The 15,851-nt window shown below is 63.0% G+C and carries 12 protein-coding genes; 2 read left to right on the top strand and 10 right to left on the bottom strand.

The features are described 5' to 3' along the window. The first annotated feature begins 49 nt into the window (after positions 1-49). Positions 50-976, top strand: a complete 927-nt coding sequence (locus BMW76_RS31860) for a choline sulfate utilization transcriptional regulator (RefSeq protein ID WP_090872479.1) — start codon at positions 50-52, stop codon at positions 974-976. A gap of 150 nt (positions 977-1,126) precedes the next feature. After that, positions 1,127-2,011, top strand: coding sequence for a formyltetrahydrofolate deformylase (gene purU, locus BMW76_RS31855; protein WP_090872477.1), 885 nt, complete (start codon positions 1,127-1,129; stop codon positions 2,009-2,011). A gap of 92 nt (positions 2,012-2,103) precedes the next feature. On the opposite strand, the gene BMW76_RS31850 is transcribed toward purU, so the two are convergent. The 10 genes from BMW76_RS31850 to BMW76_RS31805 form a co-directional block, all read right to left on the bottom strand. Then, entirely contained in the window at positions 2,104-3,759 is a 1,656-nt protein-coding gene (locus tag BMW76_RS31850) for an APC family permease (RefSeq protein WP_090872475.1), read from the bottom strand. 137 nt (positions 3,760-3,896) lie between these two features. Next, positions 3,897-4,760 carry a glycine betaine ABC transporter substrate-binding protein gene (locus BMW76_RS31845; RefSeq protein ID WP_090872473.1) on the bottom strand — a complete coding sequence of 288 codons (864 nt, stop codon included), beginning with the start codon at positions 4,758-4,760 and terminating at the stop codon, positions 3,897-3,899. 985 nt (positions 4,761-5,745) lie between these two features. Beyond that, entirely contained in the window at positions 5,746-6,915 is a 1,170-nt protein-coding gene (locus tag BMW76_RS31840) for a hybrid-cluster NAD(P)-dependent oxidoreductase (RefSeq protein ID WP_090872471.1), read from the bottom strand. Between the two features lie 60 nt (positions 6,916-6,975). After that, on the bottom strand, positions 6,976-8,256 hold the full coding sequence (locus tag BMW76_RS31835; protein WP_090872469.1) for an aromatic ring-hydroxylating oxygenase subunit alpha: 1,281 nt from the start codon (positions 8,254-8,256) through the stop codon (positions 6,976-6,978). 39 nt (positions 8,257-8,295) lie between these two features. Continuing rightward, positions 8,296-9,075 (bottom strand): drug:proton antiporter, encoded by a 780-nt coding sequence (locus BMW76_RS31830; protein WP_090872466.1) that lies wholly within the window; start codon positions 9,073-9,075, stop codon positions 8,296-8,298. Beyond that, positions 9,072-10,250, bottom strand: a complete 1,179-nt coding sequence (locus BMW76_RS31825; RefSeq protein WP_090872464.1) for an electron transfer flavoprotein subunit alpha/FixB family protein — start codon at positions 10,248-10,250, stop codon at positions 9,072-9,074. The genes BMW76_RS31830 and BMW76_RS31825 overlap by 4 nt, the downstream gene beginning before the upstream one ends. A gap of 3 nt (positions 10,251-10,253) precedes the next feature. Continuing rightward, positions 10,254-12,173 (bottom strand): (Fe-S)-binding protein, encoded by a 1,920-nt coding sequence (locus BMW76_RS31820; protein ID WP_090872462.1) that lies wholly within the window; start codon positions 12,171-12,173, stop codon positions 10,254-10,256. A 2-nt stretch (positions 12,174-12,175) separates the two neighbouring features. Beyond that, positions 12,176-14,239 carry an NADH:flavin oxidoreductase gene (locus tag BMW76_RS31815; RefSeq protein WP_090872460.1) on the bottom strand — a complete coding sequence of 688 codons (2,064 nt, stop codon included), beginning with the start codon at positions 14,237-14,239 and terminating at the stop codon, positions 12,176-12,178. Positions 14,240-14,291: 52 nt separating this feature from the next. Next, a complete protein-coding gene (locus BMW76_RS31810) occupies positions 14,292-14,825 on the bottom strand; it encodes a DUF5943 domain-containing protein (protein ID WP_090872458.1) in 534 nt (177 codons plus the stop codon). A gap of 28 nt (positions 14,826-14,853) precedes the next feature. Next, positions 14,854-15,825 (bottom strand): dipeptidase, encoded by a 972-nt coding sequence (locus tag BMW76_RS31805; RefSeq protein ID WP_090872456.1) that lies wholly within the window; start codon positions 15,823-15,825, stop codon positions 14,854-14,856. Positions 15,826-15,851 lie beyond the last annotated feature (26 nt).

Below are 15,851 nucleotides of genomic sequence, written 5' to 3'. Positions count from 1 at the left end.
TAAAACGTTGTGAAGGCGGCGCACGCTTATCGGCCCATAAGGGAATGTTATGCCGGGACCAGACCGCCTTCCACCGATGCAGACGCTCACGGCCTTCGAATCGGCCGCGCGCCTCGCGAGCTTCACGGCCGCCGCGCGCGAACTCGGCTCGACGCAGCCCGCCGTCAGCCAGCGCATCGTGCAACTCGAAGAAGAACTCGGCACGCCGCTCTTCGAGCGCGGCCATCGCGGCGTGACGCTCACGCCGGAAGGCACGCTGCTCTATCAGGCCGTGCGCAGCGGCCTCGACACGATCCGCGAAGCGACAGCCGATATCCGCGCGCGCCGCGCCACGGGCTCGCTGACGATCCTCACCGATGCGGGTTTCGCGACCTACTGGCTGATGCCGCGTCTCTCGCGGCTCAACACGTCGATGCCCGGCGTCAACGTGAAGATCGTTACGTCGCAACTCGGCTACGATCCGCACCGCGATCACGCCGACATCGCGATCGCGTTCGGCGACGGCCATTGGCCGCCCTGCACGTCGACCCGCCTTTTCCCCGAAGCGGTCACGCCCGTCTGCTCGCCCGCGTTTCGCGACGCACACCAGCCCGTCATGAGCGCCCAAGATCTCGCGCATCTGCCGCTGCTGCACGTGCAACCGACCGAACCAGAACGCTGGCTCGCGTGGCACACGTGGTTCGCCGCATACGGGTTGCCCGCGCCGGAACAAAGCCAGGGCATGATGTTCAACAGCTACTCGCTCGTCGTGCAGGCCGCGCTGATGGGCCAGGGCGTCGCACTCGGCTGGACGCCCCTCACCGACGAGCTTGTCGCGTCGGGTCAGCTCGTCCGCCTGCTGGAGACGCCCGTCACCACGGAGCGCGGCTACTACCTCGTCTGCCCGCCCAGCCGACCCGCGCCCGCCGCCGTGCCGCTTTTCCGGCGCTGGCTGTTCGATGAGCTGATCCACGTGATCGAGCACGCGCACGCCTGACGCTCCGATACTACGAGCACGGCGCATCGGTTCTATGCGCGCGCAAATTGGGCTGATTTACTTGATCATCCCGCTTGCCGCGCCAGGATGCGCTGCACGACGTTCGGCACGGCCATGCGGGAATCCCAAATCGAAATACAGAGGACTCGCATGCCCGCCACCGATCGCCCCAAACAGTTCGCGCTGACCCTTTCGTGCCCGAGCGCCGCCGGCCAGGTCGCCGCCGTCGTCGGCTTTCTCGATCGGCACCATTGCTATATCGACGAGCTGACCGTGTTCGACGACGACATCAGCTCGCGCTTTTTCGTGCGCTGCGTGTTTCATGGCGTGGCGAGCGAGAGCACGCCGGTGTCTGCGTTGCAGATCGACACGTTGCGCCGCGAGTTTCATCCGATCGCCGCCGACTTCGACATGACGTGGTCGATGCACGACCTCGATACGCGGCCGAAGGTGCTGATCATGGTGTCGAAACTGGAGCACTGTCTCGCCGATCTGCTGTTCCGCTGGCGCATGGGCGAGCTGAAGATGGACATCGTCGGCATTGCGTCGAATCATCCCGACTTCGAGCCGCTTGCCGCGCAACACGGCCTGCCGTTCCATCATTTCCCCGTGACGGCCGATACGCGTGCGCAACAGGAAGCGCAGATTCTCGATCTGTTCGAATCGTCGGGCGCCGAATTGATGATTCTCGCGCGCTACATGCAGATTCTGTCCGATGAAACGAGCCGCAAGCTCGCCGGCCGCGCGATCAATATCCATCACTCGTTCCTGCCCGGCTTCAAGGGCGCGCGGCCGTATCACCAGGCGCATGCGCGCGGCGTCAAGCTGATCGGCGCGACGGCGCACTTCGTCACCGACGATCTTGATGAAGGCCCCATCATCGAACAGGAAGTGCAGCGCGTCGATCACTCGTACGGACCGGAGCGCATGCTCGCGGTGGGTCGCGACGTCGAGTGCATCACGCTTGCGCGCGCCGTGAAGGCGTTCGTCGAGCGGCGCGTGTTCATCAATGGCGATAGAACCGTCGTGCTTTAAAGGTCTTTAAAACGCTTTCGAAAAGAGCGCGCTAAAAAACGAAAGCCGCCGCGTTGCAACGGCAAACGCGGCGGCCTATTAACGCTAAAAAATCAGAAGAACGGTTTCGCGAGGTAGTGCGAGAACCACACGACGAAGACGGCGAGCAACAGCGCGCCATACGGCAGCAAGCCGCGCAGACCAGCGGGCCGCACGCCGCCCCGCCACTCCATATCCTGCGCCATGCGCGCCGGAAAGCGCCCGCGGTCCTGCCAGTAATGGCGGAACATGAACACGGGCACGATCAGCAGCATCGCGATCAGGCCATTGCGCATCGTACCCACGCCTTGCAGATCCGCGCCTGCGCCGATGAACGCGAGATCCAGATAGCCGCACAGCGCACCCGCCGCGAGTAGCCACGTCGGGCAGCGGAACGGACGGTCCGCGTCCGCGCGATCGAGCCGGTGAATCCAGCCCGATTGCAGGTTCAGGAACACGAAGATCATGTAGCACACGTTCGAGATCGACAGCACCGTCATGTAGTCCGACATCAGCAGCAGAACCAGATTGAAGCCGAGGTCGGTCCACATTGCGCGCGTCGGCGCGCCGTGCTCGTTGACGTGCGACAGGTACTTCGGCAGCCAGCCGTCGACGGATGCCTGATACAGCGTGCGCGACGAGCCCATCATCGATGTCATCACGATCAGCAGGATCGTCAGCATCAGCATGATCACGACCACGTCGAACACGATCGCACCGCCGCCGACCATATGCGCCATCGCCGCGGCGACGCCCGTGCCGTCCGCGATCTTCGGATCGAGCATGCCCTTCGTGCCCAGCACGCCCTGGAACGCGAGCGGCACGAGTGTCATCACGAGCAGGCACGCCATGCCGGACCAGAAGATCGCCTTCACGGTATCGGTGCGCGGATTGCGGAACTCACGCGTATAGCAGACAGCCGTTTCGAAGCCGTACGCGGCCCAGCCCGCCATGAACATCGCGCCGAACGCCATCGTGATGCCCGAGCCGTTCCACGAACCGAACACCGATGCCGTGAGATTGCCCTGTGCGTCATGGCCGAGCGGCATCAACGGCCACAGATGCGCAACGGGCACATCGCTCGTGACGAACGGCACGATACCGACGATCAGCAGCGGCGCCAGCGAAGCGATGCCCAGAATGCGCTGCGTCTTCGCGGCCTTCGATGCACCGCTATGCTGAAGCTTGAACGTGATGAGCAGAAAGATCGCCGCGACGATGAACGTCGAGTTGATGCGCAGCGAAAGCCCCTGCTTGATGAAGCCGAGATCGAGCAGCGTCAGACGCCACGTGTTGATCGCGGCATCGGGCGCGTAGAGACTCGAGAGCGCGTAATTCGCGGCGAGTCCGGTGCCCAGTGCCAGCATCGGCGACCACGCGAGCCAGTTGCACCACACGGAAACGGGCGCGATGGTCTTGCTGTAGCGCACCCAGGCCATCGCGCCATACACGGACGCGCCGCCCGACTTGTGCGGAAAAAGCCCGGAAATTTCAGCGTAAGTGGCGCTTTGGATGAGGCCCATCAGGATCGCCGCGACCCAGACGGCCCATGCCGGCTGACCTATCGTCGCCGATACGCCGCCGATCGTGAACAGCACGCCTCCCGGGACGCCACTCGTCACCCAGAACGCGTCTTTCCACGTGAGGCCGCGTTGCAGCGAGTGGCCTTCATGCGCGGCAACGTCTGCTGTGCCTTCGATACTGCGCGTGCGCAGTCCTGTCTGATCCATCCAGAGTCTCCCTGTAAGAGGAACCTGCGCGCTGGCTGGAACACAAACAACCGGATACAACATCGGCGATGCGAATGCGCGCGCAGCGCATCCGCATCACCGTAAAACGCTCGTCAGAACGCGTTAGAGAAGGACGGTTATTGTGCTCCGCCCAGCCAGCTGTTCACGCGGTCGCCGTGTGCGGCGATCCACGATCCGGCTGCATCGGCAGGCTTGGCGCCGTTCTCCGTCGCCAGCATCACGCTGTCGATTTCGCCCGGCTTCCATTGAAATTTCTTCAGAAACGCGACCACTTGGGGAGCCTTCGTATCGAGACCCGGATTGACGACGCTGTCGACATGCTCGGCTTCGCCATACACCTTCTTCGGGTCTTCGAGGAACTTCAGCTTCCACTTTGCAAACATCCAGTGCGGGATCCACCCTGTGACGATGACTGGCTTATTGGCATTCATCGAGCGCGCGAGTTCCGCGGTCATTGCACTGCCCGAGCTTGGCATCAGCTGATAATCGAGGTTGTAGGCCTTGATCGCATCCGATGTTTTCTTCATCACGCCCGCGCCCGCGTCGATCCCGACGATGCGTCCGCCGAAGTCCGCCTTGTGCGCTCCGAGATCGGAGATGCTCTTCTCCGGCACGTCGGCGGGCACGATCAGGCCGATCTTCGCATCCGTATAGTTGGCGCCCAGGTCCTGCACTTTGCCCTTGAACTGATCCCAGTACGCGCCGTGCGTGATGGGCAGCCACGCGGACAGCGTCGCGTCGAGGTCGCCGCGCGCGACGCCCTGCCACATGATGCCCGCTGCGACGGGCACGAGCTGTACGGGATAACCCAGGCGCTTCTCGATGATCTGCGCTGCAACGTTCGACGTCGCGACGCTGTCGTCCCAGCCCTCGACGTAGCCGATCTTGATCGTCGGCTTCGTGTCCGCGGCTGCCGTTCCGATTGCGCTCATCGTTGCGATCAGCGCTCCGCACAACATCAGTTTTTTCAGGTGCTTCATGGTCGATCTCCTTGTGCCCGCACGCGCGGTATAGCTTTTAGAATCGCCAACCAGAATGCATGAGGTGGTCGGCTTTGCGACGTTTACTTGTCTGTATGCGACGTGTTGTTTTTGTTTTTTTGTCTGCGACGCTGTTTTTGTTTTGCCCTTATCGCTGGCATCCGTGAATGCTTTGGTTTTCTTTGCCCTTCGCCGGCATCCGCGAATGCTTTGGTTTTCTTTGCCCTTCGTCGGCATCCGCGAATGCTTTGGTTTTCTTTGCCTTTCGTCGGCATCCGCGAATGCTTTGGTTTTCTTTGCCTTTCGTCGGCATCCGCGATGCGCCTCGCGGCGCGGGCGTTGCCCCTGTGCGGGGCGGCACCTACTTTTCTTTGCAGCGGCAAAGAAAAGTAGGCAAAAGAAAGCCGCTCACCCCGCTAATGCTTGACCTCTACCCACGGGCCCCCAACGTCCCCATCCTTCACTCGGCAGCAAGCCTGCACATACTCGTTGCCAGCGCACTACAGGAACGCCTCACCTACTTCATGCACCCGCGTTGCAGCCCGCGACATCAACTATTCCCCCGCCCCTTTGCGGCAAACTGTGTGTAGGCATTCGCACCACACAGGACACCCTCGCAACGAATGCGGTCACGTGTGCGAGCGATGCCCTGTACGACACAGCAACCTCGTTCACTACCGACATGCGGCGCCAAAGTTTCAACGCCCTTTAACCGTGCCGCGCGTGCATGAAGCGGGTGAGTCGTTTAGCTGGAACGTTGGCAACGAGCATCAGCGAGAACATTGCCGCACAAACACGGGGACGTTGAGAGCCCGTGGGTAGAGGTCAAGCATTGGCGGTGTGAGCGGCTTTCTTTTGCCTACTTTTCTTTGCCGCTGCAAAGAAAAGTAGGTGCCGCCCCGCACAGGGGCAACGCTCGCGCCGCGAGGCGCATCGCGGATGCCCGCGAAAAAACCAAAACAAAAACAGCGTCGCAGACAAAAAACTACTTATCGACTACGAGATCACTCAACGGCTTGCTGCAACACAACAACACCATCCCCTGATCGATTTCGCGCTGACGGATGCCGCCGTTGTGCTTCATGTCCACCTGACCCGACACGAGTTTCACCTTGCACGTGCCGCACATGCCCTGCGTGCACGATGCCGGCAAACGCACGCCCGACTGGCGCGCGGCATCGAGAACATGCTGTGACGATGCACACTCGATCGTACGGTTGCTGCGCGAAAAGCTAACCGCAAAGGTCTGCGCGCCGTCAGCCGTACCATTGTGTCCATTCGCGCCCGCTTTCCCTTCCGCTTCGAGTACTTCCGCCGCGACGTCCGGTTCGCTTTCGATCAGCGTCTCGAATGAGAAGCTCTCTTCGTGATACTGCTTGCGATCGAAGCCCGCTTCGTCGAGCAGATCGCGCACGGCCTTCATGTACGGCGCAGGGCCGCACGTGAAAATCTCGCGCTCCATGAAGTCCGGTGCGATCAGCTTGAGCAGCGGCAGCGTCAGAAAGCCGGTGATGCCCGGCCAGTTCGTGCGATTGCCGATGCGCTCGCAAACGAACGACGTTCTGAAATTGCCCTGGTTCGCCGCGATCAGATCGAGTTCGCGCGAGAAGATGATGTCGTCGGGCGTACGTGCGCTATGCACGAACACGATGTCGCGGTCTTCGCTCAGTTCATGATGCGCACGGCTCATCGACATCAGCGGCGTGATGCCAGAGCCCGCCGACAGGAACAGATACTTGCGCGCCGGATGCCGCGCGCACGTGAATTCGCCCGCCGGACCGAGCACGCGCACGCGCGCGCCCGCCCGCAGGTTGTCGTGCAGCCAGTTCGACACCTTGCCGCCCGGCACACGCTTCACGGTGATCGAAATCGTGTGCGGACGCGTCGGCGAAGACGAGATCGTGTAGCAGCGGTTGATCGTCTCGCCTTCGATATCCAGTTCGAGCGTGATGAACTGTCCCGGCTCGAACACAAACGCACGGCCCTCCGGCGAACGGAAGAAAAAGCTCTTCACGTCGTGCGTTTCCTGGCGAACCTGGCAGCAGACGAGCGTTTCCTCGACATCGCTCGTCCAGCGCGCCGGCAACGCGCTCCAGAATTCGGGCTTCGTCACACGGCTTTCGGCCGGTTCGAAGGTTGCTGCATCGCGCATCATTGCTTGCTCCACTTGCCGCCAGGCATCCCGTTGGTTTTCTTCAAGGCGAAGGTCAACGCCTTAGACGGCCTTGATGTTGATCGTGCGCTGTTCCGAAGCGGAATCGTCGATGTGCGCGGCGAGGCGCTGCACATACCAGTCGCTGAACTTCTCGACGAGCCCTTCCGTGTACGGCGAATACGGGCCCGGCTCGTAAGCGCTGCTCGACGCGCCGCGCTGCGAGAACTCGACGAGCGCCCGGTCCTGGTCGTTGGTCGCGTTCCACACGGCCGTGAGGTTCTTCACGTCGTAATCGACGCCCTCTTGCGCGTCCTTGTGCACGAGCCACTTCGTGCGCACGAGCGTCTCGCCCGCCGACAGCGGAATCACCGAGAACGTCACGATGTGATCGCTCATGAAGTGATGCCATGAATTCGGCTGCGTCCAGAACGACAGGCCGCCCAGGTCCGCCTGCTCGAATTCGCCGAGCAGCATCTTCGACGCGACCTTCGCATCGAGCGTCTGCGATTCGCCGCTGCGATCGAGCGGCAAGCGCTGCGTGCGGAAACCCGTCACGTCCAGCAGACGGTCGATCTCCAGCGAAGGCAGATTCAATTCTTCCCACTGCTTCGCACGCTCGATGCAGGTGCGCTCGAACGCATCCATGCCCTCCGCGTTGGCGGGCGAGCGCTGATAGCCGAAGCCGTACTCGTACAGCGAAATGGTCAGTTCGGGATGGTTCGCGACGCAGTGGTAGCACTCGCGGTTGTTCTCCATCGTGAGCTTCCAGTTGCCCTTTTCGATGATGTCGATCTGCGCGGCGATCTTGCAGTTCGGCAGATCGTGCGGCAGCAGATACGGCTCCATCGCCGCGCGCATCACGGCGAAATCGACGGGCGGCTTCTCGGCGAGGCACACGAAGATCAGACCCGCGAGGTTCTCGACATGCACGCTCTTCAGGCTGTGCTTGCAGCGGTCGAACTGCTCGCCCATGTGCTCCGCGAACATCAGGTCGCCCGTCAGGCTGTACGTCCAGCTGTGGTACGGGCAAACGATATTGCCGACAGAACCCTTGTCCTCATTGCACAGGCGCGCGCCGCGATGGCGGCATACGTTATGGAACGCGCGCACCTGCATGTCGTCGTCGCGCACGATCAGGATCGAGTCGTGGCCGAGCTCGACGGTGACGTAGTCGCCCGGCTCCGGCACATCCGGCTCGACGGCGACCTGAATCCAGTGCTGGCGGAAAATCGCGTCCATATCGAGCGAGAAGATTTCGTCGCTCAGATAGAACGGTGCTTCGAGGCTGTAACCCTTCTTGCGCCGATCGACCAGCGCGCGAATGTCTGCCGATACTTTCATGTGTGCTCCGGGGTGCGAGGCCGTGTGGTGCGGCGCAAATCAGTAATCGATGAGTTGATGCTCGCGCAAATAGCCGAGTATCACTTGTGCTTTTTCGACCGAAGTCCCTTCAATTACGACGCTTCCGCCACGACTTTCCGTCGTCGTCGCGGACATCATGCGGGCATGGCCCGAGCGCTTCTCGGCGGCGGCGAGGCGCACCGGTTTGCGCGTGACGGGCGCAAGCGTCCATTGCGCGGCTTCCGCGTTGGCGCCCGCTTGCGTGCGCTGCGGCTGGACCGTGCCCGCGCGCAGCCGCGCGTAGGCGTAGCGCGGCGTGACGGTCGCGAGCGGATGCACGGCGACGACAGCGGGCAACGCGACTTCCACGCGGCGGCGCACGCCTTTCGGCAAGAATTGCCGCACGGTCGCGCGACCGCCTGCCACCGTCACGTCGACGGCCGTGCCGACGAGCGGATACGCGAGCGCGTCCGCGAGCCGGTAAGGCAGCATGCCGCTATCGAAAGCGCCCTCCGCGCACGTGCCCGTCAGCACGAGGTCGTAGCCCTTCAGGCGGGCGGCGAGCGCGCTCACGGCATCGTCGTTGCCGCCGCACGTCAGCACTTCGACGCGCTCGGCGCCCAGCGCCAGATACTCTTCGAGTGCGGGATTACCCGGATCGCCCGCGTGCAGCACGTCCAGATGCGCAGCGTGCTGGCTAGACAGTTGACGGCCGATTTCGAGCGCGGCGGCATCGTTGCGGCTATAGCGCGCGACGCCGCTCACAGGATGCTTGCCGACCGACACGAGCACCGCGATTCTTTCGAGCTTGCCGTTCATGCCGCGACTCCTTCGACGATGGGCTTCATAGCGGGCGCAGCGGTACCGGAACGCGCGGCCCGTGCGCGATCGATCTCGTCGATCAGCGACGCGATGGTCGCTTGCGTATCGCCGATGATCGTGAGGTTCGCGCGCTTGACGATGGGCGCGCTGCCGTCCAGGTTCACCGCGATCACATGGCGGCAATCCTTGATGCCCTGCAGGTGCTGCACCGCGCCCGAAATGCCGAACGCGATATAGATGCTCGCCTCGACCGTCTTGCCCGTCGCGCCGATCTGCTTGTCGCGCGTGAACATGCCGTTGTCGACAGCGACGCGGCTCGCGCCGATCGCCGCGCCGAACGTGCTCGCGAGCTTTTCGAACGCGGCGACGTCGTTGACGCCGTTGCCCGCCGATACGATGAAGTCCGCTTCTTCGAGCGCGACCTGCGCTGCGTCGATTTCCTCGATGCCGAGATCGCGGTACACGCTATTCGATGCGTTATCCATTTGCGCGAGCGCCGGGATATCGATGCGCTCGCCCGCGCCGACGAACGGCAGGCGCGTATCGACTGCGCCCGCTGCGAGCAGGATCACGTCGGGCAACGCACGCGTCGCGTAGGCCTTCTTCGCTTGCGCATAGGTCGACACGGACTTCGCGTCGATCTGCACGACATGCGTCGCGATGCTCGCGCCCGCGAGCGCTGCGTAACGGCGGCCGAGATCGCCGTCGCCTGTCGCGTTGTCGGGCATCAGGATATGAGCGGGCGTGAGCTGCGCGACGCAGGCGGCGACGGCCTGCACTTCGCGCTCCGGCGCAAACGCGCGGCGGTCGAACGACGGCAGTTCGATCACCTTGTCCGCGCCGAGCGCGGCTGCGTCGTCCTTCAGTTCGCCGAGCACCAGCAGCGCGACTTGCGTCGCTGCGTCCGCGATCAATGCGGCAGCGGCCAGCGCTTGTCGCGTGTGATCGTCGAGACCGCCGCGATCGCTGTGCGCGACGACGAGCAACGTGTGCTGCGGCGCCTGCGTCGTGCGCAGCGCCTTGGCGGCCGTGTGACCATGCGCGCCCGTCTGCAATGCATCGTCATACGATGCGCCCGCCACATGCTCCGCGCCGAGCGTGATGCGCTTCAGTCCTGCCGCCGTGATGACGAACGGCCGGCGCGGATCGATACGTTTGATGGTTGTATTCATCGTTCACTCCAGCGCTGCCGCAACGAGTTCGGCCACATCGAGCACTTCGGGACGCGGACCGACCACGCCTTCGAGCATCGCCGTGCAGTTCGGGCAGCCCACCGCGACCACTTCCGCGCCGATCGCACGCGCGTCGGCGATGCGGATATCGGGAATGCGCTGCTTGCCAGGGATATCCGTCAGCGGCGCACCGCCGCCACCGCCACAGCAACGTCCACGCTTGCCGTGCCGCTCCATCTCGACGACCTTGATGCCGATCGTCTTCAGCAACTGGCGCGGCGCTTCCGTCTCGCCGTTGTAGCGGCCCAGATAGCACGGATCGTGATACGTGATCTTCCTGTCGTTGAACGCATCGACCGCTTTCGTCGACAGCTTGCCGCTCGCGACCAGCTCCGCGAGGAACGTCGTGTGATGCAGCACGTCGTAGCGACCGCCGAGCGCGCGGTACTCGTTGCGCAGGCTGTGCATCACGTGTGGATCGGCAGTGACGATGCGTTTGAAGTTGAGTGTGGACAGCGTGCCCATCATCTGCTTCGCCATGCGCTGGAACGTGGCTTCATCGCCCAGACGCCGCGCGACGTCGCCCGTATCCGTTTCCTGCGCGCCCAGCACTGCGTAATCGACGCCCGCCTTGTTCAGCACCTTGACGAGCGAGCGCAGCGTGCGCTGATAGCGCATGTCGAACGCACCTTCGCCGGCAACGAGCAGCACATCGACAGGCTTGCCCGGCTGCGCGACAGGCGAGCTCAGATCGACCGACCAGTCGTAGCGCGCCGCCTTGTCGTAGCCGCCTGCCGTGCCCGTCTCGCGCAGATTCGCGAGCACTTCGGGGCCCTTGCCCGGCACCGTGCCGTGCACGAGCGTCTGGTTGCGGCGCATGTCGACGATGGCATCGACGTGCTCGATCAGCATCGGGCATTCGTGTACGCAAGCACGGCACGTCGTGCACGACCACACGGTATCCGCTTCGATCAGGCTTGAGATGATCGGACGCTGCGGCTCGCCGCCGTGCTGGCCGACCTTGATGCCGGGCGTCGGGCTGCCTGCGTAAGCCGCATCCGTGCCACCGACCATGCCCGTCACGAGATCCTGGATCAGCTTCTTCGGATTCAGCGGCTGGCCTGCCGCGAATGCCGGACATGCCGCTTCGCACTTGCCGCACTGCACGCACGCATCGAAGCTCAGCAACTGGTTCCAGCGAAACTCGACGGGCTTGCCGACGCCATACTCGTTCTGTTCGAGCACAGGCGCTTTCAGTGCCGTCGGCGGAACGATCTGCTCTTTACGCACCTGGCCTTCGGCAGCAAAACGTTCCTGACGCGGATGAAACGCGAGGTGCAGGAGACCCGCGAGCGCATGCTTCATCGGACCGCCGCGTGCCGCGCCGAACGTCATCGCGAATGCGCCCGCCGCGATCAGCAGCGCGAAGACGATCGCGAGCCCGCCCGACATCGCCGATGCCGGCAGCAGCGTGTACAGCAGCAGACCGAGCGCGAACGAACCGAGCAGCCACGGCAGCGTATTCCACGGACCACGCGACAGACGCGCGGGCACATCCTTCGCATGACGGCGCCGCCATACGAACACGGCGCCCACCAGCATGATCAGCGCGGCCAGAAAGATCAGCCGGTCGAGCCACGGCGAATAGAGCGCGAGCCCGTAGTTGACGAAGACGAGCGCGAATGCCGCAATCGCGCCGCCTGCCGTGGCGATGTGCGTCTTCGCGATATACGGATCGCGCGCCACCACGTGATGCAGATCGACGAAGTAGCGCTTCGGGATGGTCAGCAGATTGGTCCAGCCGAATGCACCGGCTGCCGTTGCCCGTCCGAGACGCCAGTAAGCCGCCCGTTTTGCGACCGCGAACGCAAGGCCGGCGACCGATACCCACAACAGCGCGGTAATGAGAAACGCCGGGCTCATCGTCAAAAGTCCTTGCAAAGACGCAGCGCGTCATAGATCGCGCCGTGGATGTTGTGCATCGAAATGCAATCGCCGACACGGAACAGCAGGAAGCGTCCGTTGCCGAGTTCTTCGGAGAGCGACGGCTGCGGCTCGGCGGCAAAGAGCTTGTGCACGTCGACCTGACCGCGATTCACCGACTCGTTTTTCAGCTTCCAGTAAAGCGCGTCGTTCGGCGTGCTGCCGTTTTCGATCACGACCTGATCGACGGCGCGCTCTTCCTGTTCTTCCGTGTACTCGTTGCGGATCACAGCGATCTTCTTGCCGTCCTCCTCATACACGCGATCGAGCCAGTAGTTCGGCGTGTGAATCACACCCTGCGCGTAGAGGCGCCGGTAGAAAATCGGGAACGTGGTGCCGCCGACGTCGTCGGCCACTTTCACGTCCGGTGTCACGATCTCGACCTTCGAGCCGCGGCTCGAGATGAAATCGGCGACACCTGCGCCTGCATGCGTGCTCACGCCGTCGTACACCAGCACGTTCTGCTTCGGCTCGACCTTGCCCGACAGGATGTCCCACGAACTGACGGCCAGACCTTCGTCGACGCCCCATGCGGGCACCTGGTGCGTGAAGCTGGAGCCGCCTGTTGCGAGCACGATGATGTCGGGCTTCTCGGCGAGAATCATCTTCTCGTCGGCTTCGACGCCCAGACGCCGGTCGACGCCGAGGCGCTTCGTTTCCATATCGAACCAGCGCACGATGCCCGCCATCTGCTCACGTTGCGGCGCCTTCGCGGCCAGCATGATCTGGCCGCCGACGGCATCGCTCTTCTCGAACAGCACGACATCGTGACCGCGCGAGCGCGCGACGCGCGCCGCTTCGAGTCCCGCCGGGCCCGCGCCGACCACTACGACCTTGCGGCGCGGCCCACGCGTCTTTTCGATCACGTGAGGCATCGTCGCTTCGCGCGAAGTCGCCGCGTTCTGCACGCACAGCACGTCGAGGCCGTTGTACTGGCGGTCGATGCAATAGTTCGCGCCGACACACTGCTTGATTTCGTCCTCGCGGCCATCGCGAATCTTGATGACCATATGCGGATCGGCGATCTGCGCGCGCGTCATGCCGACGAGATCGACCATGCCGTTCGCGAGCAGACGCTCCGCTTGCCCGGCGTCGCGAATGCTTTGCGCGTGCATGATGGGCAGCTTCACGACCGACTTGATGCCCGCCGCGAGATGCACGAACGGCTCGGGCGGCAGCGCCATCGGCGGCATGCAGTTTGCGAGCGTGTTGTGCGTGTCCGCGCCCGAGCCGATCACGCCGATGTAGTCGATCAGGCCCGTCTCCGCCATCGCCTGGGCGATTTCCTTCAGTTGCTCGTGATCGAGGCCGTCTTCATGGAACTCGTCGCCGCACATGCGCAGGCCCACGCAGAAGTCCTTGCCGACCGCTTCGCGCACGGCACTCAGCACTTCGACGCCGAAGCGCAGACGGTTTTCGAGCGAGCCGCCCCATTCGTCCGTGCGGAAGTTCGTGCGCGGGCTCCAGAACTGATCGATCAGATGCTGGTGCGCGGCCGAAATCTCGATGCCGTCCATGCCCGCGTCCTTCACGCGCTTCGCAGCCGCCGCGAAGTCGCCGATGATGCGGCGGATCTCTTCCACTTCGATGATCTTCGCGTTGCCGCGATGCACGGGTTCGCGCACGCCGGAAGGCGTCATCAGATGCGGCCAGTGCTCGCCATGAAATGCGGAGCGGCGGCCCATATGCGTCGCCTGGATCATGATCTTCGCGCCGTGCCGATGCATCGCCTCTGCGAGACGCGACAGCGGATCGATGATCTTGTCCGTCGACAGATTGACGGACTTCCACCAGCCCTGCGGACTATCGATCGACACCGGGCTCGACCCGCCGCACACGGCGAGGCCGACACCGCCCTTGGCCTTTTCCTCGTAATAGCGGATATAGCGGTCGCCGGGCAGACCGCCCGGTTCGGCATAGACCTCAGCATGCGCGGTACTGACGATGCGATTGCGCAGTGTCAGCTGATTGAGCGTCAAGGGTTTGAACAGATTGGGGTAACGCATCGCAAGCGACCTCGGGCGGTGTTCGGTTCAGGCTCTGATATGCCGTGCAGTGTTAATGTGCAATCGGCGACACTTCAAATACGCAGCGATCGTGATGCTCGGCTGCGCACTGCACTTCTTTCGACTGCGCGCGCGGCGCGTTCTTGCCGCCTTCAGTCGTGTCATTGACCCAGTCCATCGCGCCAGCGAACCAGCCGGCGAACATGTAGCAAAGCTTGCCTTCCTTGCCCGGCTGCGCGAGCACGAACGACGAGTGATGCAGTTCGATCTTCGCGCGCGCCGTCGACGGATCGGCTTCGACGACCTTGAAGAGGCCCCAGCCGCGTTGCGACAGGCGCTTCAGGTAGTGCTCGAAAACAGCCATGCCGGTGATGCCATGCTGCTTCGCTTCCTTGTCGCACCAGTGATAAGCGGACTTGTAGCCGGCCTTGTAGAGAATCTCGGCGTAGACGTCGCGGCCCAGTGCTTCTTCGACGGCCGTGTGATTGTTCGTGAAGAAATGGCGCGGCACGTACAGCATCGGCAGCGCGTCGGTGGTCCAGACGCCGGTGTTCGGATCGACATCGATGGGCAGTTGCGGTTGCATCGCGGGTTTCCTTGTTCTCTCGATTGATTTAGACGTTCCAGACTTCGCCGAAGAAGCGCATCCAGTTCTCGCCCATCACTTTCTTGATGCGGGACTCGCTCCAGCCCGCACGTTCCATCGCAGCCGTCAGATTCGGGAATTCGCCGATCGTGCGGATGCCTTCCGGATTCACGACCTTGCCGAAGTTCGTCAGACGACGATAGCGGCCCTTGTCATGCGTGATCCAGTCGAAGAATTCGGTGCTATAGCCTTGCGTGAAGTCCGTGCCGATACCAACCTTGTCTTCGCCGATCACATCGATCACATATTCGATCGCTTCGAGATAGTCGTCGACGGTCGCATCCGGGCCTTTCTTCAGGAACGGCGAGAACATCGTTACGCCGACGAAGCCGTTTGCATCGGCGATCTCTCTCAACTGTTCATCCGTCTTGTTGCGCGGGTGATCCTTGAGACCCGACGGGCAGCAGTGCGAATACGTGACGGGCTTCTTCGAGCAGGCGATCGCATCCGACGAGGTCTTTGCGCCGACGTGCGAGAGATCGACCAGAATCCCGACGCGGTTCATCTCCTGGATCACTTCGCGGCCATAGCCCGAGAGGCCGCCGTCCGCTTCATAGCAGCCGGTGCCGACGAGGTTCTGCGTGTTGTAGCAAAGCTGCACCACGTTCACGCCGAGTTCCTTGAACACTTCGATATAGCCGAGGTTGTCCTCGAACGCATACGAGTTCTGGAAGCCGAAAATGATGCCCGTCTTGTTCTCTTTCTTCGCGCGCAGGATGTCGTCGGTCGTGCGGACCAGCGTCAGGATCTCGCTGTACTCGCGGATCTGCTGCTTCATTTCCGCGATGTTGTCGACGGTCTTCTGAAAGTCTTCCCACACGGAGACCGTGCAGTTGACGGCCGTGACGCCGCCCTTTCTCATGTCCTCGAACACCGAGCGCTCGAACTTCGAAATGTTCAGGCCGTCGATGATGATGCTGCTCTCGTGCAGGTTGCTCACGCTTGACTCCGTAGCTGTGGGGTTTG

This window comes from Paraburkholderia diazotrophica (assembly GCF_900108945.1).
In the GTDB taxonomy this organism is placed as follows: Bacteria; Pseudomonadota; Gammaproteobacteria; order Burkholderiales; family Burkholderiaceae; genus Paraburkholderia; species Paraburkholderia diazotrophica.
This window is presented reverse-complemented; position numbering and strand designations above follow the sequence as displayed.